Annotated in this window: 17 protein-coding genes; 16 read left to right on the top strand and 1 reads right to left on the bottom strand. The window is 66.7% G+C overall.

Annotation, left to right across the window (positions count from 1 at the left end):
- The first annotated feature begins 14 nt into the window (after positions 1-14).
- On the top strand, positions 15-452 hold the full coding sequence (locus ACSFCA_RS02625; RefSeq protein ID WP_258354290.1) for a hypothetical protein: 438 nt from the start codon (positions 15-17) through the stop codon (positions 450-452).
- Positions 453-728: 276 nt separating this feature from the next.
- A complete protein-coding gene (locus ACSFCA_RS02620) occupies positions 729-1016 on the top strand; it encodes a hypothetical protein (protein ID WP_093055798.1) in 288 nt (95 codons plus the stop codon).
- Between the two features lie 468 nt (positions 1017-1484).
- Here ACSFCA_RS02620 and ACSFCA_RS02615 read toward each other — a convergent pair whose 3' ends face one another.
- Positions 1485-2309, bottom strand: a complete 825-nt coding sequence (locus ACSFCA_RS02615; RefSeq protein ID WP_435458512.1) for a ferritin-like domain-containing protein — start codon at positions 2307-2309, stop codon at positions 1485-1487.
- A 262-nt stretch (positions 2310-2571) separates the two neighbouring features.
- Between ACSFCA_RS02615 and alaS the strand changes: the two genes are divergently transcribed.
- From alaS to ACSFCA_RS02545, 14 genes are all read left to right on the top strand, one after another.
- Positions 2572-5196 (top strand): alanine--tRNA ligase, encoded by a 2625-nt coding sequence (alaS, locus tag ACSFCA_RS02610; protein ID WP_435458511.1) that lies wholly within the window; start codon positions 2572-2574, stop codon positions 5194-5196.
- A 35-nt stretch (positions 5197-5231) separates the two neighbouring features.
- Entirely contained in the window at positions 5232-6248 is a 1017-nt protein-coding gene (locus tag ACSFCA_RS02605) for a 2-dehydropantoate 2-reductase (protein ID WP_435458510.1), read from the top strand.
- A 53-nt stretch (positions 6249-6301) separates the two neighbouring features.
- Entirely contained in the window at positions 6302-7561 is a 1260-nt protein-coding gene (locus tag ACSFCA_RS02600; protein ID WP_435458509.1) for a D-amino acid dehydrogenase, read from the top strand.
- Positions 7562-7739: 178 nt separating this feature from the next.
- Positions 7740-8723, top strand: a complete 984-nt coding sequence (locus tag ACSFCA_RS02595) for a Bug family tripartite tricarboxylate transporter substrate binding protein (RefSeq protein ID WP_435458508.1) — start codon at positions 7740-7742, stop codon at positions 8721-8723.
- A 22-nt stretch (positions 8724-8745) separates the two neighbouring features.
- Positions 8746-9561, top strand: coding sequence for an SDR family oxidoreductase (locus tag ACSFCA_RS02590; protein WP_435458507.1), 816 nt, complete (start codon positions 8746-8748; stop codon positions 9559-9561).
- Between the two features lie 25 nt (positions 9562-9586).
- The gene (locus ACSFCA_RS02585; RefSeq protein ID WP_093073561.1) at positions 9587-10135 is read left to right on the top strand and encodes a cupin domain-containing protein; all 549 of its coding nucleotides are present in this window, start codon (positions 9587-9589) and stop codon (positions 10133-10135) included.
- 11 nt (positions 10136-10146) lie between these two features.
- Positions 10147-11007, top strand: a complete 861-nt coding sequence (locus ACSFCA_RS02580) for an alpha/beta fold hydrolase (protein ID WP_435458506.1) — start codon at positions 10147-10149, stop codon at positions 11005-11007.
- A 42-nt stretch (positions 11008-11049) separates the two neighbouring features.
- Positions 11050-11886 (top strand): IclR family transcriptional regulator, encoded by an 837-nt coding sequence (locus ACSFCA_RS02575; RefSeq protein WP_258354297.1) that lies wholly within the window; start codon positions 11050-11052, stop codon positions 11884-11886.
- Between the two features lie 5 nt (positions 11887-11891).
- Complete coding sequence (locus ACSFCA_RS02570) at positions 11892-12725, top strand: SDR family oxidoreductase (RefSeq protein ID WP_435458661.1); 834 nt, start codon at positions 11892-11894, stop codon at positions 12723-12725.
- Positions 12718-14436 (top strand): thiamine pyrophosphate-binding protein, encoded by a 1719-nt coding sequence (locus ACSFCA_RS02565; protein ID WP_435458505.1) that lies wholly within the window; start codon positions 12718-12720, stop codon positions 14434-14436. Before ACSFCA_RS02570 ends, ACSFCA_RS02565 begins: the two co-directional genes overlap by 8 nt.
- A 14-nt stretch (positions 14437-14450) precedes the next feature.
- A complete protein-coding gene (locus ACSFCA_RS02560) occupies positions 14451-15245 on the top strand; it encodes an aspartate dehydrogenase (protein ID WP_435458660.1) in 795 nt (264 codons plus the stop codon).
- Between the two features lie 8 nt (positions 15246-15253).
- Positions 15254-16729, top strand: a complete 1476-nt coding sequence (locus ACSFCA_RS02555; RefSeq protein WP_435458504.1) for an aldehyde dehydrogenase — start codon at positions 15254-15256, stop codon at positions 16727-16729.
- A 13-nt stretch (positions 16730-16742) separates the two neighbouring features.
- Positions 16743-17714 carry a VOC family protein gene (locus ACSFCA_RS02550; protein ID WP_435458503.1) on the top strand — a complete coding sequence of 324 codons (972 nt, stop codon included), beginning with the start codon at positions 16743-16745 and terminating at the stop codon, positions 17712-17714.
- A gap of 23 nt (positions 17715-17737) precedes the next feature.
- Complete coding sequence (locus ACSFCA_RS02545) at positions 17738-18733, top strand: Bug family tripartite tricarboxylate transporter substrate binding protein (RefSeq protein WP_435458502.1); 996 nt, start codon at positions 17738-17740, stop codon at positions 18731-18733.
- Positions 18734-18758 lie beyond the last annotated feature (25 nt).

Here is an 18758-nt window from a genome sequence, read left to right as displayed (position 1 = left end):
AGCCCCGACCGAGCATGAAACTCAAGCCCACCCAACTCGCCCTTCACATGTTCTTCGCCGCAGCAGCAAGCTCGGCCGCAGCCGGAACGATCGCATGTGTACCAGCCCACAACAGCGCAGGGCCGGCCCCCTGGATCCGCAGGATCTCGATCGACGAGCACTCTCGTACCGTCAACATGGACATCGTGCGCCAAAGGACGAAAGACACGGACACCATGGGCAAGATGCGGGCCGAGTTGCTGAGCATGGACGAGACCCAGGGCGGCGAGCCGGTCTACGTCTTCAATGCCATTCCCGCGGCAGGCGATGAAGTCACGAACCTCTTCAAGCTGTTCAAGGCGGGGGAGTGGCGTCTGATAAGTGCCGGGGTGACTTTCGTGGGCAAGGTGCCGGTGCTGCGGGCGGTCGATCCGGGCACGGTCTTCAATTGCAAACGGTCGGATATGGGGTAGTCCGGCAGCGGTCAGCGGCACTCATAAATTTTTTTCGCGCACTGCCTCTTTCGCAGGCATCGCGTTGCAGGCCACGCCAGGCAAGGCTTTCGAGCGATGCGCACACAGTTTTCCACAACGTTGTCCCCGTCAAGAAGGAACAACGTGTCATGGCCGTGTGGTATGGGCAAGTCAAGAGAAAAATGGGTAGCCCGAGGGTAGGCGCGTTCCGACAGACTTGAAGGCGGGCGCGGAGGAACATGGCTTGCACCGCACCCTTGCGGTAAGGAGCGTGAAATGACGTTCGACTTCTTGTTTCGCCCGAATCACACCGCGTACCTCCGGCGCGCGGCGGCACTTCTGGAAGAGGCGCAAATGGCGCGCATCGAGCATCAGGCGGCGGCAGAACATCACAGCGCCCTGGCCCGGATGTACGCCGAACGCGTCAGGCGCCTCGAGAACGAGCTCTATCGCCAGCCGCAGGCGGTGGCGCATGGGCTGGTGGCAGAAGGCACAGCGGAAGACCGGCCGCAGCTGTATTCGCTGGACGGAACCCGCAAGCCGGGGCTGACCTCGGCGAACTGAAAGCAGCGGTGGCCGGGCGTGGGCTCGGTCTGTGCGGCGTCGCGCCAAAAAAATACCCGCCGAAGCGGGTCCGAGTGACCCTGGTGGGCCGGCTCTAAGCACTGACAGAGAGCTCTTCTTTTATGCGGCCCTGTTGCGTGACAGCGTCGGTATGGTCTGTCGTCGCCCCGGGCGGTGGTGTCAGCCGGAAACAGGCAGTCGCCGTAGGACACTTATTAAAACGTGAACTATTTGGCAGTTTTGTGCGGTTGGCAGACCGCTGGCGCTCACCTGATCGGGCCCATCAATCTGAAGTGTCGGTCCTGTCCGACAAGGCGCCGGGGCATGAGGCCCTAGATTTTGCGGACTCGCTTCGAAGTGCGAGTTCTCTGTGCGTGACAGCACTCAAGAGGTTCAACCCAGCCCTGTGCTGGGTTTTTTTTGTGCGGCGCCGGCGGCAACCCGCGTGCCTATCGATCCATCCATCCCTCAGCGCAGGAACACGTGCTGCATGAACTGCCTGATCGGGTACTGGATCACCGCTTGCACCTTCGCCGGCAGTTCCAGCGGCCGCATCAGCATCTTGAGCGTGTTGCCGGGGCTCAGGTTCGTGCGGATGGTGCTGTTCATGTCCGCGCTCAACCGCTCCACGTAGGCCGTGTCGCTGGCGCGGCCAGGCGAGCGCGCCTTCACCACGTGGCGAATCGCGCAGTCGGCGTCTTCGCTCTTGAGTTCGAGCGTGCGGCGGCCGATGGTGCCCATCACGCGGAAGCGGCTCAGCTTTTCCTGCTCGCGGTAGCGGCGGAAGAAGCGGTAGAAGTGCTTGTAGTGGTTGACCTCGTCGGTCGCGATGCGGGTTGCCAGGTCTTGCAGCACGGGCTCATTGGTGCTGCGGGCCATGGCGCGGTAGTAGGTGGCGGTGCCGGTCTCGACCACGCAGCGGGCGGTCATTTCGAGGGCGCGAGTCGGCGCCAGCAGCTCTACCTTGCAGTAGGTCGCGTATTCCTCAAGGAAGCCCTGGTAGGCGGTGTCCCATTCGAACTCGGGCCACACATGGCGAACGTAGGCGCGCAGGGCCTTGCCGTGCTGCAGTTCTTCCTGTTCCCAGTGGTTCGACAGCCAGTCGGTGACTTCGTCGTCGCCCCGGAAGAAGTCGACCAGGTTCTGCGTGTAGAGGTCGGAGCCGCTTTCTATGAAGGAGGCAGACGTCACCATGTAGAAGAGATTCTCGTCCGGGCGTACCTTGTCGAGCGCGATGCGCGAGAAATCCAGGTCTTCGATCTGCCAGTGTTGTTCCGCCTCTTGGCTTGCCATGCGAACTCCTTGATCTTTTGTCCGTACAAGTACGGATGGCGCAGACCGTATTTGGTTCTCGTTTTTTGCGCCAAGTCACATATTAGCCGCGGAGTCCGGATCGTGCAGTTTTCCCGGTGCGGTCCGGTCCGGGTGCGGGCACCATGGCCAAACCTATAATCGTTTGTTCAAGCAAATCAAGCAGTTAGGCCGGTTCGCCGCAGTGGGTTCGACATGAGGGTCGCCATCGCCGCGCCGCCCTCGACAGAAGACGAATCCAAAGATGAGCCAGCCCACATTCACGGTCGCGGACATCCGCAAGACCTTTCTCGATTTCTTCGCCTCCAAGGGCCACACCGTCGTGGCCTCGAGCTCGCTGGTGCCGGGCAACGACCCGACGCTCATGTTCACCAACTCGGGCATGGTCCAGTTCAAGGACGTGTTCCTCGGTGAAGACAAGCGCAACTACGTGCGTGCAGCCTCGGTCCAGGCCTGCCTGCGCGCCGGCGGCAAGCACAACGACCTCGAGAACGTGGGCTACACCGCGCGCCACCACACTTTCTTCGAGATGCTGGGCAACTGGAGCTTCGGTGACTACTTCAAGCGCGAATCGCTCACCTGGGCCTTCGAACTGCTGACCAAGGTCTACAAGCTGCCGGCCGAGAAGCTCTGGGCCACGGTCTACATCGAGGACGACGAGGCCTACGACATCTGGACCAAGGAAATCGGCCTGCCGCCGGAACGTGTCGTGCGCATCGGCGACAACAAGGGCGGGCGCTACATGTCCGACAACTTCTGGATGATGGCCGACACGGGCCCGTGCGGTCCGTGCTCCGAAATCTTCTACGACCACGGCCCCGAAATCCCCGGTGGCCCGCCCGGCAGCCCGGACGAAGACGGCGACCGCTACATCGAGATCTGGAACAACGTGTTCATGCAGTTCGACATGCAGCCCGACGGCTCGGTCAAGAAACTGCCCGCACCCTGCGTCGACACCGGCATGGGCCTGGAGCGCCTGGCCGCGATCTTGCAGCACGTGCATAGCAACTACGAAATCGACATCTTCGACGCGCTCATCAAGGCCGCTGGCCGCGAGACCGGCACGCAAGACCTGGCCAACAACTCGCTCAAGGTGATCGCCGACCATATCCGCGCCACCTCGTTCCTGGTGGCCGACGGCGTGATCCCGTCGAACGAAGGCCGCGGCTACGTGCAGCGCCGCATCATCCGCCGCGCCATCCGCCACGGCTACAAGCTGGGCCAGAAGAAGCCCTTCTTCCACAAGCTGGTGCCCGACCTCGCGAAGCTGATGGGCGACGCATATCCGAAGCTCGTGGCCGACGAAAAGCGCATCATCGACACGCTGAAGGCCGAGGAAGAACGCTTCTTCGAAACGCTGGCCAACGGCATGGAAATTCTCGATGCGGCACTGGCCGGCGACGCCAAGGTGCTGCCGGGCGAAGTGGCCTTCAAGCTGCACGACACCTACGGCTTTCCGCTCGACCTGTCGGCCGACGTATGCCGCGAGCGCGGCGTGAGCGTCGACGAGGCGGGCTTCAATGCCGCCATGGAAAAGCAGAAGGCCGCGGGCCGCGCAGCCGGCAAGTTCAAGATGGACCGCAACGTCGAATACGCCGGCGCGGGCAACACCTTCACCGGCTACGACCACCTGGAAGAAAGCGCCAAGGTCGTGGCGCTGTACTTCGAAGGCGCGGCTGTTCAAGAGCTGAAGGAAGGCCAGAGCGGCATCGTCGTGCTCGACACCACGCCTTTCTATTCGGAGAGCGGCGGCCAGGTCGGCGACCAGGGCGTGCTCGTTGCCGAAGGCGTGCAGTTCGGCGTGGAAGACACACAGAAGATCAAGGCCGACGTGTTCGGCCACCACGGCACGCAGACCCAGGGCACGCTCAAGGTCGGCGACGCAGTCAAGGCCGCGGTCGACACCGCCCGCCGCGCCGCCACCATGCGCAACCACTCGGTCACCCACCTGATGCACAAGGCCCTGCGCGAAGTGCTGGGCGATCACGTGCAGCAGAAGGGCTCGCTGGTCGATGCCGACAAGACCCGCTTCGACTTCGCGCACAACGCACCCGTCACGCACGCGCAGATCCTCGAGATCGAGAAGCGCGTCAACGCCGAGATCCTCGCCAACTCCGAGACGCACGCCCGCGTGATGGACATGGAGTCGGCCCAGAAGACCGGCGCGATGATGCTGTTCGGCGAGAAGTACGGCGAGACCGTGCGCGTGCTCGACATCGGCACCAGCCGCGAGCTGTGCGGTGGCACCCACGTGGGCCGCACGGGCGACATCGGCCTCTTCAAGATCGTCAGCGAAGGCGGCGTGGCCGCTGGTGTGCGCCGGATCGAAGCCGTTACCGGCGCCAACGCGCTGTCGTACCTGCAAGACCTGGAATCGACCGTGCACAGCGTTGCCGCCACGCTCAAGTCGCCGGCCGCTGAGCTGCAAGGCCGGCTTACGCAGGTGCTGGATCAGGTGAGGGCGCTGGAGCGCGAAGTGGGTGCGCTCAAGGGCAAGCTCGCATCGTCCAAGGGCGACGAACTCGTGTCGCAGGCCGTGGACGTCAAGGGCATCAAGGTGCTGGCCGCCAAGCTCGACGGCGCCGACGCCAAGACGCTGCGCGACACCATGGACAAGCTGAAGGACAAGCTCAAGACCGCCGCCATCGTGCTGGCCGCAGTCGACGGCGACAAGGTGCAGATCGCGGCTGGCGTCACGGCCGACAGCGTGGGCAAGGTCAAGGCCGGCGAGTTGGTCAACTTCGTGGCCCAGCAGGTCGGCGGCAAGGGCGGCGGCAAGGCCGACATGGCCATGGCCGGCGGCACCAATGCGGCGGGTCTTCCGGCCGCGCTCCAATCGGTGCAGGCCTGGGTCGCGGAACGCGCCTGACAGACAAACTCACACCCGGAACAAGCACGCCACCCATGCCAGACGCAATCCCCGGTGAAGTGCTTGTGATGGGGGCGGGCACCATCGGGTGCTTCATAGGCGGCAGCCTTGCGGCGGCCGGAGTGCCGGTCACTTTTGTTGGCCGTCCGCGCGTGCTCGAAAAGCTCGCGAAACATGGCCTCACGCTCACCGACATGGACGGCGCAACGCGCAAGCTGCCCGCTGAAAAGCTGCGCTTGTGCGAGCAGGTTCCCGTGGGTGCGCGGCCTTCGCTGGTGCTCCTGTGCGTCAAGAGCGGCGCCACGGCCGCGGCGGCGGGCGAGCTGGCTTTCGCGTTGCCCGCGGGCACCACGGTGGTCTCGCTGCAGAACGGCATTTCCAACTGCGCGGCCGCATCGCAGACCGGCCCCTCGCTCAATGTGCGCGCCGGCATGGTGCCCTACAACGTGGCCGAGATCGGCCACGGTGCCTTCCATCGCGGCACCCCCGGCCGGCTGGCCGCGGAAGACGACGCTGCGCTGCGCCCGTGGCTGCCCCTGTTCGAGCGCGCCGGCGTGCCGCTTGACCTGCATGCCGACCTGCTGCCCGTGCAGTGGGGCAAGCTGATGCTCAACCTCAACAACCCCGTCAATGCGCTCTCGGGCCTGCCCCTGCGCGAAGAGCTGATGCTGCGCGGTTACCGCCGCTGCTTCGCATCGCTGATCGAGGAAGCGCTGGGCATTCTCAACGTTGCGGGCATTGCGCCGGCGCAGGTCGCTGCCGTTCCGGCGCATCGGCTGGTCAGCCTGCTGCGCCTGCCCAACTGGCTGTTCCGCATCATCGCGGGACGCATGCTGCGCATCGATGCCAAGGCGCGCTCGAGCATGGCCGACGACCTTGCGCTGGGCCGTCGCACCGAGATCGATTCGCTCAGCGGGGAGGTCGTGCGCCTCGCACAGGAGCACGGCCTGAGCGCACCTCGCAACGCGCGCATGGTCGCGCTGCTCGATGCCTGGCCGCAACAGCCCAGGCGCTGGACGGCACGGCAATTGCAGGATGCGCTGGGCCTGTAGCGCTTAGCCTGTACCCTCGGCTGCGTTGCAGCAGCTTTCAAAGGGTTGTTCTCATGCAGGTCTTGATTCTCGGCAGCGGTGTCATCGGCACCTCGGTGGCGTATTGCCTGGCGCGTGCCGGGCACGAGGTGACGGTGTTGGAGCGCCAGCCAGCACCCGCGCTCGAAACCAGCTTCGGCAACGCGGGTGAAGTCTCGCCCGGCTACTCGGCGCCGTGGGCCGGGCCCGGCGTACCGGTCAAGGCCATCAAGTGGATGCTCATGCAGCACAGCCCGCTGGTCATCAAGCCCATGCTCGATCCGGCCATGTGGCGCTGGGGCCTGTCGATGCTGCGCAACTGTACGCAGGCGCGCTACGAGATCAACAAGGGCCGCATGGTGCGGCTCGCCGAATACAGCCGCGATTGCCTGAAGGCCCTGCGCGCCGACACCGGCATCGCCTACGACGAGCGCATGCAGGGCACGCTGCAACTTTTTCGCACGCAGCAGCAACTCGACGGCACCTCGAAGGACGTCGAGGTGCTCAAGGCCTCCGGTGTGCCGTACCAGGTGCTCGACCGCGAAGGCTGCGTGCAGTACGAGCCCGCGCTCGCGGCCGTGAAAGACAAGTTCGTCGGCGGCCTGCGCCTGCCCGGCGACGAGACCGGCGACTGCTTCAAGTTCACGCAGGCGCTGGCCAAGCTGGCGGAGGCCGAAGGCGTGAAGTTCAGGTTCGGCATCAACATCCAGGCCATCGAACACGATGCAGCCAAGGGCGTGACGGCAGTGCGCACCGATGCCGGCAGCTTCACCGCAGAGCGCTACGTGGTCGCGCTCGGCAGCTATTCGCCCGCGCTGGTCAAGCCGCTGGGCATTCGGCTGCCGGTGTATCCGGTCAAGGGCTTCTCGATCACCGTGCCCATCACCGATGCCGGCGGCGCGCCCGAATCGACCGTGATGGACGAGACCTTCAAGGTGGCGGTAACGCGCCTCGGCGACCGCATCCGCGTGGGCGGCACCGCCCAGCTCTCGGGTTTCGACCTGCAACTCAACGAGCGCCGGCGCGACACGCTCGAACACGTCGTGACCGACCTGTTCCCCAAGGGCGGCAATGTGCGCGACGCCTCCTTCTGGACCGGCCTGCGCCCCATGACGCCCGACGGCACGCCGGTGATCGGCGCCACCCGCATTCCCAACCTGATGCTCAGCACCGGCCACGGCACCCTCGGCTGGACCATGGCGGCAGGCACCGGCCGCGTGATGGCCGACCTGATCGCGGGCAAGGCGCCCGAGATCGACATGGAAGGCCTCACCGTGGCGCGCTACGGCGGCTGAAGAGCCCGACGCTCCCACCCCTCACAGGGCGGCCCGAAAAGGCCGCCCTGTTTTCGTTGAGACACAAAAATCAGGGTTTCTACTTAGCCACGAAGTTGTCTTCCTCGGTATTCTCACGGCGTTCCATTAATAAATCGTTGTTTCTTTAGTGAAACAAAGCCACGATCACACGGACCCGATGAAACAGACACGCCGCCATGCCATCGCCGCCGCCATTTCCCTGGCCGCCGCTTGCGCCACCGGACTCGCCTGGGCAGACAGCTACCCGAGCAAGCCGATCACGTTGGTCGTCGCCTATCCGGCCGGTGGCGACACCGACGCACTGGCGCGGCTCTTCGCCGAAAAGCTCTCGACGCGCGTCGGCCAGCCCGTGGTGGTCGACAACCGCCCCGGCGCCAGCGGCATCATCGGCAGCGCTTACGTGTCGAAGGCCGCGCCTGACGGCTACACGCTGCTGCTTGCGCCCAGCACCTTCTCCATCGCGCAACTGGTGCTGAAGACGAATGGCTCGTCGGGCTACGACGTGTTGAACGGCTTCACACCCATCGTGCAGACGGGCAGCCAGCCGCTGTTCCTCGTGGCCAGCGGCGGTAGCGGTTTCGCTGCGCTGAAAGACGTCGTGGCCGCAGCAAAGGGCGGCAAGTCGTTGAGCTATGCGAGCCCGGGCAGCGGCTCGCCGATGCACATCCTCGGCGAGATGTTCGCCCGCGCCTCGGGCACGAGCCTCGCGCACGTGCCGTACAAGGGCGTGGCGCCCGCCGTCAACGACGTGCTCGGCGGCCATGTGCCCGTCACCTTCATCACGCTCGGTCCGGTGTCGCCGTACTTCGCCAACGGCAAGCTGCGCCCGCTGGCCGTGGCCTCGGCCCAGCGTTCGCCGCTCGCGCCCAACGTGCCGACCCTTGCCGAGCAGGGCTACAAGGACGTCGAAGTGACGGCCTGGAACGGCCTCTGGGGTCCGCGCAACCTGCCGCCCGAGATCGTGAAGACGCTCAACGGCCACTTCAACGAGATCCTGAAGATGCCCGAGATCGTCACGCGCATGGCGGTGCTCGGCACCACGCCCGTGGGTGGCGACGCTGACGTGCTCGGCAAGACCAACGCCGCCGACTACACGCGCTTCGGCAAGGTCATCAAGGAGCTCGGCATCCAGGCCGACTGAACCGACCCGAGCCCGCATCCCCATGACCGAACTCAAAGCCATCCCCGATCCATCGAGCCTGCAGGCACTGCTGGCCGAACTGCCAGCCAACCTGCTGGCTGGCCGTCGCATCCTCGTGACCGGCGGCGCGCGCGGCCTGGGCCTTGCCTTCGCGCAGTGCATCGCCGCGGCGGGTGCGAGCGTGGTGCTGGCCGACATCCTGGGCGAGCTGGCCGAGTCCGAGGCGAAGGCGCTGCGCGACGCGGGCCACACCGCACACGCGCTGCCCGTCGACCTGGCGAACCCCGGCTCCATCGCAGCTTGCGCCGATGAAGCCATTCGCCTGCTCGGTGGCCTCGATGGCCTCGTCAACAACGCTGCCATCACCAACTCCGGCGGCCGCGATGCGCACCAGCTCGAAGTCGACATGTGGGACCGCGTGATGAACGTCAACGTGCGCGGCAGCTGGCTCATGGGCCGCGCCTGCCGCAGTGCACTGGCCGCAAGCGGCCGCGGCGCCATCGTCAACCTCGCGTCCGACACGGCGCTATGGGGCGCGCCCAACCTGCTGGCCTATGCGTCGAGCAAGGGCGCCGTCATTTCCATGACGCGCTCGCTGGCGCGCGAGTGGGGCGGCGACAACATCACCGTCAACGCCGTGGCGCCCGGCCTCACGCTGGTCGAGGCCACTGAATACGTGCCGATGGCGCGCCACCAGAAGTACCTCGAAGGCCGCGCCATCCCGCGCGAGCAGCAAGCGGCCGACGTGTGCGGCGCGACCCTGTTCCTGCTTTCCGGCCTCGCGCGCTTCGTGACGGGCCAGCTGCTGGCCGTCAACGGCGGCTTTGCGATGCACTGATTTTTCCGACCAAGGAGTACACCCGATGAGCGATCTGTCCGAACAGCAGAAGATCAACGAAGCCGGCACCAACAGCCTGGCGCAGCCCGAAGGCAGCAGCCTCGCGGAGTGGATGAACACCCGCATCGCGCGCTACGAAACCCGCAAGTACGACTGGGACGCGCTGAAGTTCCAGTCCGACTTCGACCCCAAGTTCCGCCGCGCGCAGATGCGCTACGTGGGCACGGGCGGCACCGGCGTCGCGAAAGACGTCAACACCGTGCCCGCCGAGCACTTCACCTTCTCGACCATGGTGATTCCGGCCGGCCACGAAGGCCCGCCGCACCTGCACACCGACGTGGAAGAAGTGTTCTTCCTGATTCGCGGCAAGCTCAAGGTGGTGATCGAGAAAGACGGCGAGCGCTTCGAAACCATCATGACCGACCGCGACCTGATCTCGGTGCCGCCCGGCGTGTACCGCGAAGAGATCAACATCGGCGACGAAGACGCGCTGATGTGCGTGATGCTCGGCGCGAAGAAGCCCGTGACGCCGACGTACCCGGCCGATCACCCGCTCGCCAAGATCAAGCGCTGAGCGAACAAGCCATGAACGACGCCATCGCCACCGACGCGCTGACGCTGCCGGCCTCCGAGCTGGCACGGCTCGACGCACGCTTTCCGGCCCGCAATGTCGCGGTCGGCAGCGGTGCAGTGGTGTCGGTGCGCGAATGCGGCCAGGGCCCTGTCGTCGTGTGCCTGCACGGCATCGGCTCGGGTGCGGCGTCGTGGATCGACACCGCCGCGCTGCTCGCGTCGCAGGCCCGCGTGATCGCGTGGGACGCTCCGGGCTATGGCGAATCGACGCCGCTCGAAGCCGCCGCGCCGACAGCCGCCGACTACGCGGCACGTCTCAGCGCCTTGCTCGATGCACTCGGCATCGAGTCGTGCGTGCTGGTCGGCCATTCGCTCGGTGCGATCACCGCTGCCTCGGCTGCGCGCACAGATTCGCGCATCCGCCGGCTCGTGCTCGTCAGCCCGGCCATCGGCTACGGCGCCCCGTCTCGCGCGGAGGCTCGTGCCAAAGTGCGCACCGAACGCCTTGCCACGCTCGACGAACTCGGCATCACCGGCATGGCCGCAAAGCGCGCGGGCCGGCTCGTCTCCGACAAGGCCAGCGACCACGCCCGCCAATGGGTGCGCTGGAACATGGCCCGGCTGAACGACCGCGGCTATCGCCAGGCCGTCGAGCTGCTGTGCAACGCCGACCTGCTGGCCGACCTGCCGCCGCCCATGCTAGTGCGCGTGGCCTGCGGCGCGCTCGACGTGGTCACGCCGCCGGTCGCCTGCGAAGAAGTCGCGCGCCAGTGCGGCGTGCCGCTCGAATTGGTGGACGATGCGGGCCACGCCGGCTATGTGGAGCAACCGCAGGCCGTCGCCGCACTGCTGCGCGAATCGCTCGCCGGCTGACCGCAACACAAACACAAGACATCCAAGGAAGGAAAAAGAGGCATGGCCAACAACGACAACGAGGCAATGGAAGAGGGCGCCGACCGCTACAACGTGCCCGCGCTGGAGCGCGGCCTGCGCGTGCTGTGCGAGTTCAGCCGCGAAAGCCGCACGCTATCCGCCCCCGAACTGGCCCGCCGCTTCGACCTGCCGCGCTCCACCGTTTTCCGCCTGCTCACCACGCTGGAGAACATGGGTTTCCTCGAGCGCGCCGAGGGCGGGCGCGACTACCGCCTGGGCCTGGCCGTGCTGCGCCTGGGCTTCGAATACCTCGCCTCGCTGGAGCTCACGCAACTGGGCACACCGCTGCTCAACCGCCTGTGCGACGAACTGCGCACGCCCTGCAACCTGGTGGTACGCGATGGCCGTTCCATCGTCTACGTGGCCAAGGTCGCGCCGCCCACGCCCTTTGCCAGCTCGGTCACCGTGGGCACGCGCTTGCCAGCCCATGCCACCGTGCTCGGCCGCATCCTGCTCGAAGACCTCACGCTGCCGCAGCTGCGCGCGCTCTACCCTGAAGACAAGCTCGAAACCTTCTCGCCGAGCACGCCCAAGACCGTGAACGAACTCTTCGACATGGTGCAGGCCGACCGCCAGCGCGGCTATGTGCTGGGCGAGGGCTTCTTCGAGTCGAACATCTCCAGCATCGCCGCGCCGGTGCGCGACCACAGCGGCCACATCGTGGCAGCGCTGGGCGCCACCATCACCTCGGACCACATCGAGGAAAGCCGCATGGACGAGATGGTGCTGCGCGTGCGCGGCACGGCCGACGAGATCTCGGGGCTGCTCAACTACTCCCCAGCGCGCGCCGCCAAGGTGGTGCCGCTTCGCAGCGCATGACGGTCATGGCACAGCAGGCTTCCTCCTTCTTTGCAGCCAAGGCGCTGGCCGGCCGCGTGGCCGTGGTCACGGGCGGCTCCTCGGGCATCGGCTTGGCCACCGTCGAGCTGCTGCTCGGCTGCGGCGCATCGGTCGCGCTGTGCGGCCGCAATGCCGAGCGGCTCGATGACGCCGTGACCGGCCTGCACGCGCAGTACCCGAACGCCAAGCTTTTTGCCCAGCCGTGCGACGTGCTCGACGGTGCCTCGGTCCGCTCCTTCGCCGCCGCCAGCGAAGCCGCGCTCGGCCCGGCCTCGATGCTCGTCAACAACGCAGGGCAGGGCCGCGTCTCCACCTTCGCCGATACCGACGATGCGGCCTGGACCGAAGAGCTCAACCTGAAGTTCTTCTCCGTCATCAACCCCACGCGCGCCTTCCTGCCGCAGCTGGCGGCACAGTGCGCGGTGCTGGGCGACGCCTCCATCGTCTGCGCGAATTCGCTGCTGGCGCGCCAGCCCGAGCCGCACATGGTTGCCACCTCGGCCGCGCGCGCCGGCCTGCTGAACCTGGTGCGCTCCATGGCCACCGAGTTCGCGCCGCAGGGCGTGCGCGTCAACGGCATCCTGATCGGCCTGGTCGAGTCGGGCCAATGGCGCCGCCGCTTCGAGGCGCGCGAAGACAAGTCGCAAGACTGGGCCGCATGGAGCGGCCAGCTCGCGAAGAACAAGCACATCCCGCTGGGTCGCCTGGGGCTTCCGACCGAAGCCGCGCGCGCGATTCTTTTTCTTGCTTCCCCGCTCGCGTCGTACACGACGGGCAGCCATATCGACATTTCCGGAGGCCTTTCGCGCCATGCATAACCCCACGAACAACAACACGGTCACCGTCGGCGCAGTCGTCGCCGCCTTCCTCGAGCAGTGCGGCGTCAAGGCGGCCTTCGGCGTGATCTCGATCCACAACATGCCGATCCTCGACGCCTTCGCGCAGCGCGGCGCGATCCGCTTCGTGCCGGCGCGCGGCGAGGCCGGGGCCGGCAACATGGCCGATGCGTATGCACGTTCGACCGCCAGCCTCGGCGTGTGTCTCACCAGCACCGGCCCGGCTGCCGGCAATATCGCGGGCAGCCTGGTCGAGGCGCTGACCGCCGGCGCGCCGCTGCTGCACATCACGGGGCAGATCGAGACGCCGTACCTCGACAAGGGCATGTCGTACATCCACGAGGCGCCCGACCAGCTCACCATGCTCAAGGCCGTGTCGAAGGCTGCGCTGCGCGTGCGCAGTGTCGAGACGGTGCTCGGTACGCTCAAGCGCGCGGTGCAGCTTGCCATGACGGCACCGACCGGCCCGGTGAGCGTGGAGATTCCGATCGACATCCAGTCCGCGCTGACGACCATGCCGGCCGACCTGTCGCCGCTGCCCATCGAGCGACCCGTGCCTTCCGCTGCTTCGCTCGATGCGCTGGCTGCACGGCTGTCTGCTGCCAAGCGCCCGATGCTGTGGGTCGGCGGTGGCGCACGCCACGCCCGCGCGGCCATCCAGCGCCTGCAGAAGCTCGGTTTCGGCGTGGTCACCACCACGCAGGGTCGCGGCACGGTGCCCGAAGACGATGCCGGCTCGCTCGGCTCGTACAACATCCACAAGCCGGTCGAGGCGCTGTACCAGCGCTGCGACGCGATGCTGGTTGTCGGCTCGCGCCTGCGCGGCAACGAAACGCTCAAGTACGAACTGAAGCTGCCGCGCCCGCTGCTGCGCATCGATGCCGATGCGGCCGCTGAAGGCCGAGGCTACGCAACCGACCTCTTCGTTTGCGGCGACTCAGCGCTGGCCCTCGAAGGCCTGGCCGACCGCCTCGAAGCCGCGAAGTACAAGGCCGACCCCGAACTGCTCGCCGACCTGCGCGCCGCGCACGAGCAGGCCGTGGCCTCGCTCACCGACGGTCTCGGCCCATATGCCGCGCTTGTGAAGGCGCTGCAATCGGCAGCCGGCCGCAACTTCAACTGGGTGCGCGACGTGACCGTGTCGAACAGCACCTGGGGCAATCGGGAGCTGCGCATCTTCGAACCCAGCGCAGGTGTGCACGCCACGGGCGGCGGCATCGGGCAAGGCATGCCCATGGCCATCGGCGCGGCCATCGGCGCGGCCGAAACGGCCTCGGGCCGCAAGACCTTCTGCCTGGCCGGTGACGGCGGCTTCATCCTGAACCTGGGCGAGCTTGCGACCGCGGTGCAGGAGCAGGCCGACATGGTCATCGTGCTCATGAACGACAAGGGCTACGGCGTCATCAAGAACATCCAGGACGCGCAGTACGGCGGCCGCCGCTGCTATGCGGACTTGCACACGCCCGACTACGCGCTGCTGTGCAAGTCGCTGTCGCTGCCGCACGCTCGCGTGCAACGCATGGACGAGCTGAAGGCGAAGCTGGGCGAGGCGCTGGCGAAGAAGGGCCCGTTCTTGCTGGAAATCGACATGCTCTCCATCGGCGATTTCAAGAGCGCCTTTGCTGGTCCGCCGACCAACACCGTCACGCAGATTCCGGCGCTCGGCAAGGCTGCTGCCGCTTCGGTGGAGTGAAGGACGTGAGCGTGTTGCCCGCATTGCGTATTGCTCTCGTAGGCTGCGGTGCCATCGGCACCTCGGTGCTCGAACTGCTCAAGGGCGATGCCGCCCTGGCTGTGGTTGCCATCGTCGTGCCTGCCGAAGGCGTGGCCGCGGCGCAGAAGGTTGCGCCTGGCGTGCAGGTTGGCAGCAGCGTGCCTGCGGATGGCATCGACCTCGTGGTTGAGACGGCTGGCCATGCGGCCATCGAAGAGCACGTGCTGCCCGCGCTGGCACGCGGCACGCCTTGCGTGGTCGCCTCGGTCGGCGCGCTGTCGGCAGCAGGCTTCGCCGAAAAGCTCGAAGCCGCTGCCATCGCCGGCAAGACGCAGGTGCAGCTGATTCCCGGCGCTATCGGCGCCATCGATGCACTCGCCGCGGCCCGCATTGGCGGCCTCGACAGCGTGCGCTACACCGGCCGCAAGCCGCCACAGGCGTGGAAGGGTACGCCGGCCGAACAGGGCCGCGACCTCGATGCGCTGGTGCAGCCCACCGTGATCTTCGAAGGCAGCGCGCGCGAAGCGGCCTTGCTCTATCCGAAGAACGCCAACGTCGCCGCCACCGTCTCGCTCGCGGGGCTCGGGCTCGACAAGACACTGGTGCGGCTGATTGCCGACCCCTCCACCACCGAGAACGTGCACACCGTCGAAGCCGAAGGCGCCTTCGGCAGCTTCGAGCTGACGATGCGCAACAAGCCGCTCGCGGCCAACCCCAAGACATCCGCGCTCACCGTGTACAGCGCCGTGCGCGCGCTGCGCAATCGCGTCGCCGCGCTCGCCATCTGAGTTACCCCATGATTTCTTCCGAACTCCTTCCGATCTGCATTGCCGGCGAATGGCGCCTGGGCGGCGGCGACGTCTACGAAAGCCTGTACCCCGCAACGGGCGAACCCATCGCACGCCTGAAGGCCGCGAGCCTCGCCGACGTCGAGGAGGCCATCACCCGTGCCGACCACGCGTTCCGCACCAGCGGCTGGGCCCAGCGCCTGCCGCACGAGCGTGCCGCCGTGCTGCACCGCGTGGCGCAGCTGATCCGAGAGGAGAGCGAATCGCTTGCGCAGAAGCAGCGCCTGGACAACGGCAAGCCGATCAACGAGACGCGCAACCTCGTGGCCAGCGCCGCGGGCACCTTCCAGTTCTTCGCCGCCGCGCTGGAGACGCTGGAAGAAACCATCACGCCGTCGCGCGGCGCCTTCGTCACGATGAGCGTGCACGAGCCGATGGGCGTGGTCGCGGCCATCACGCCGTGGAACTCGCCCATCGCCAGCGAGGCGCAGAAGCTGGCACCCGCGCTGGCTGCAGGCAATGCGGTGGTCGTGAAGCCCGCCGAAGTCACGCCGCTGATGGCGCTGGAGCTGGCCCGCATCTGCGAGCAGGCCGGCGTGCCGAAGGGCATCGTCAGCGTGCTGCCGGGCAAGGGTTCGGTGATTGGCGATGCCATCACCAAGCACCCGTTGGTCAAACGCGTGTCGTTCACCGGCGGCACCACCACCGGCAAGCACATCGCGCACATCGCGGCCGACAAGATGATGCCGGTGTCGCTGGAGCTCGGCGGCAAGTCGCCGACCATGGTGCTCGACGACGCGGACCTCGACCATGCGGTGAACGGCGTTTTGTACGGCATCTTCAGTTCGTCGGGCGAGTCGTGCATTGCGGGCTCGCGCCTCTTCGTGGCGCGCGGCATCTACGACGAGTTCCTGACGCGTCTCGCGGAAGGTGCCAATGCCTTGCGCGTGGGCGACCCGGCTTCGGAGCGCACGCAGATGGGCCCGCTCATCACGGCGAAGCATCGCGAGGGTATCGAGCGCTATGTGGACCTCGGCGTGTCCGAAGGCGGCAGGATTCGCACGGGCGGCGTACGCCCGCACGGTGATGGCTATGACCGTGGCTACTTCTACAAGCCGACCATCATCGAAGGCCTGGGCAACAGTGCCCGCATCAGCCAGGAAGAGATATTCGGCCCGGTGCTGGTCGCGATGCCTTTCGACAACGAGGAAGAGCTGATCGCGCAGGCCAACGACAGCGTCTACGCACTGGCTGCCGGCGTGTGGAGCCGCGACTTCAAGCGCGCCTGGAAGCTCGGCCGCGCAGTGCAGGCCGGCACGGTCTGGGTCAACACCTACAAGCAGTTCTCCGTGTCCACTCCCTTCGGCGGCTGGCGCGACAGCGGCCTGGGCCGCGAGAAGGGCCGCGAAGGCATCTTCCAGTACATGGAGCAGAAGAGCATGTACTGGGGCACGAACGAACAACCGCTCCCGTGGGCGAACTGAAGAGGACCGCACCATGAGCGTACTTGGCATCGACCAGATCACCTACGGCGCGGACGACCTGCCCGCATGCCGCCGGTTCTTCGAGGACTGGGGCCTCGCGCTGAAGTCGGAAGCCGCCGATGAACTCGTCTTCGAATGCCTCAACGGCTGCAAGGTGGTCGTCGCGGCGTTGGACAAGCCGGGCCTGCCGCCCGCGATGGAAGAGGGCCCGACGCTGCGCGAAGTGGTATGGGGGGTCGAAAGCGAAGCAGACCTCGACCGCTACGCCACCGCCATCGCGCAAGACCCGGCCTTCTTCGACAGCACGATCGAAGGCGCACGCCGCATCGGCTGCATCGACCCCAACGGACTGGCCGTGCGCCTGCAGGTCAGCCGCAAGCGCGCGGTGGAAGTCGATTGCGCTGCCATGAACACCTGGAACGCCAAACCGCGTATCAACCAGGCAGCACCGATCTACGAACGCGCGACACCCATCGAAGTTGGCCATGTCGTGTTCTTCGTGAGCGACGTGAAGGCCACCAGCGCGTTCTACGCGCAGCGCTTCGGCTTCGTGGCGTCCGACAGCTACCCGAACCGCGGCGCCTTCATGCGCTGCGCGGCAGAAGGCGGCCACCACGACCTGTTCCTGCTGCAGATTCCCTCGGGCAAGCGCGGGCTGAACCATGTGGCCTTCACCGTGCGCGACATCCACGAAGTGTTCGGAGGTGGCCTGCACTTCTCGCGCCGCGGCTGGGAGACGCAACTGGGCCCGGGCCGCCACCCGGTGTCGTCTGCGTACTTCTGGTACTTCAAGAACCCGGCCGGCGGCCTCATCGAGTACTACGCCGACGAAGACCAGCTCACCGCCGAATGGCAGCCGCGCGAGTTCGAGCCGGGCCCGACGGTGTTCGCCGAATGGGCGGTGGACGGCGGCCTCGATGGCAACACCCGACGCCAGAAGAACGCGGAAGGCCCGAAGGGCGCCTTCCTGACCGAAAAGAAATGAATCCCCTGATTCCCTCGACTCTCATGCAACGACGTTTCTCCTTCTCCGTTCTGTTCGCCGCGCTGGCGGCCTTCACGCTCGCGGCACCCGTACACGCACAGCAGAGCGAGGCCCAGAAGCAGCTCGCCAGCGAGCGCTTCACCATCATCTCGCCGTTCCCGCCCGGCGGCCCGGTCGACACGCTGGCTCGCGTGCTTTCCGATGGCCTTGCCAAGCGCTACGGTCAGGCGGCCGTGGTCGACAACCAGGTCGGCGCAGCCGGCAACATCGGCATGGAAAAGGTCAAGCGTGCCAAGGGCGACGGCCACACGCTGCTGGTAATTCCCGCGGGCAATGTCACCATCAACCCCACGCTGATGCCCAACTTCCCGTTCGACATGGCGAAGGACTTCGTGCCGATCACCATGCTGGCCAAGGCGCCCAACGTGCTGGTGGCGTCGCCCGCATCGGGCATCAAAAATGCGAAGGATCTGGTGGCGCAGGCCAAGGCCAAGCCCGGCACGCTGTCGTATGCCTCGCCCGGTGTGGGCAGCGGCCTGCACCTGGCGGGCGAACTCTTCAAGCAGCAGGCCGGCATCGACATGCTGCACGTGCCCTACAAGGGCACGCCGCCCGCGCTCAACGATGTGCTCGGCGGCTCGGTGCCGCTGATGTTCAGCAACCTGCCCGCGACGCTGCCTTTCCTGAAGCAGGGCAAGCTGGTTGCCATCGGCATCACTGAGGCCAAGCGCAGCCCCGCCGCACCCGACATCCCCACGCTGGCGGAGCAGGGCATCCAGGGCGTGACCGTGACCTCGTGGTACGGCCTGATGGCGCCCAAGGGCACGCCGCCCGCCGTGGTCGAACAGCTTGCGAAGGACGCAGCCGAGATGCTGTCGCAGCCCGAGGTGCGCGAACGCCTGAAGCTGCAGGGCATGACCGATGCGGCCATGAAGCCCGCCGAGTTTGCCGCCTACATCCGCGATGAGACGGCCACATGGGCCCGGATCATCAAGGCCCGCAACATCGTGGCCGAGTGAGCCGGCGCTGGAACAAGAGAGACAC

This window comes from Variovorax multivorans, assembly GCF_051216835.1.
Classification (GTDB): domain Bacteria; phylum Pseudomonadota; class Gammaproteobacteria; order Burkholderiales; family Burkholderiaceae_C; genus Variovorax.
The sequence above is the reverse complement of the archived record's forward strand: the minus strand, read 5'-3'. Positions and strand labels throughout refer to the sequence as shown.

What these genes read in the sequence shown, in the direction of transcription:
- ACSFCA_RS02625 (WP_258354290.1), top strand. Translation starts at nt 15, where the DNA reads ATGAAACTCAAGCCCACCCAACTCGCCCTTCACATGTTCTTCGCCGCA.
- ACSFCA_RS02620 (WP_093055798.1), top strand. Translation starts at nt 729, where the DNA reads ATGACGTTCGACTTCTTGTTTCGCCCGAATCACACCGCGTACCTCCGG.
- ACSFCA_RS02615 (WP_435458512.1), bottom strand. Translation starts at nt 2,309, where the DNA reads ATGGCAAGCCAAGAGGCGGAACAACACTGGCAGATCGAAGACCTGGAT.
- alaS (WP_435458511.1), top strand. Translation starts at nt 2,572, where the DNA reads ATGAGCCAGCCCACATTCACGGTCGCGGACATCCGCAAGACCTTTCTC.
- ACSFCA_RS02605 (WP_435458510.1), top strand. Translation starts at nt 5,232, where the DNA reads ATGCCAGACGCAATCCCCGGTGAAGTGCTTGTGATGGGGGCGGGCACC.
- ACSFCA_RS02600 (WP_435458509.1), top strand. Translation starts at nt 6,302, where the DNA reads ATGCAGGTCTTGATTCTCGGCAGCGGTGTCATCGGCACCTCGGTGGCG.
- ACSFCA_RS02595 (WP_435458508.1), top strand. Translation starts at nt 7,740, where the DNA reads ATGAAACAGACACGCCGCCATGCCATCGCCGCCGCCATTTCCCTGGCC.
- ACSFCA_RS02590 (WP_435458507.1), top strand. Translation starts at nt 8,746, where the DNA reads ATGACCGAACTCAAAGCCATCCCCGATCCATCGAGCCTGCAGGCACTG.
- ACSFCA_RS02585 (WP_093073561.1), top strand. Translation starts at nt 9,587, where the DNA reads ATGAGCGATCTGTCCGAACAGCAGAAGATCAACGAAGCCGGCACCAAC.
- ACSFCA_RS02580 (WP_435458506.1), top strand. Translation starts at nt 10,147, where the DNA reads ATGAACGACGCCATCGCCACCGACGCGCTGACGCTGCCGGCCTCCGAG.
- ACSFCA_RS02575 (WP_258354297.1), top strand. Translation starts at nt 11,050, where the DNA reads ATGGCCAACAACGACAACGAGGCAATGGAAGAGGGCGCCGACCGCTAC.
- ACSFCA_RS02570 (WP_435458661.1), top strand. Translation starts at nt 11,892, where the DNA reads ATGGCACAGCAGGCTTCCTCCTTCTTTGCAGCCAAGGCGCTGGCCGGC.
- ACSFCA_RS02565 (WP_435458505.1), top strand. Translation starts at nt 12,718, where the DNA reads ATGCATAACCCCACGAACAACAACACGGTCACCGTCGGCGCAGTCGTC.
- ACSFCA_RS02555 (WP_435458504.1), top strand. Translation starts at nt 15,254, where the DNA reads ATGATTTCTTCCGAACTCCTTCCGATCTGCATTGCCGGCGAATGGCGC.
- ACSFCA_RS02550 (WP_435458503.1), top strand. Translation starts at nt 16,743, where the DNA reads ATGAGCGTACTTGGCATCGACCAGATCACCTACGGCGCGGACGACCTG.
- ACSFCA_RS02545 (WP_435458502.1), top strand. Translation starts at nt 17,738, where the DNA reads ATGCAACGACGTTTCTCCTTCTCCGTTCTGTTCGCCGCGCTGGCGGCC.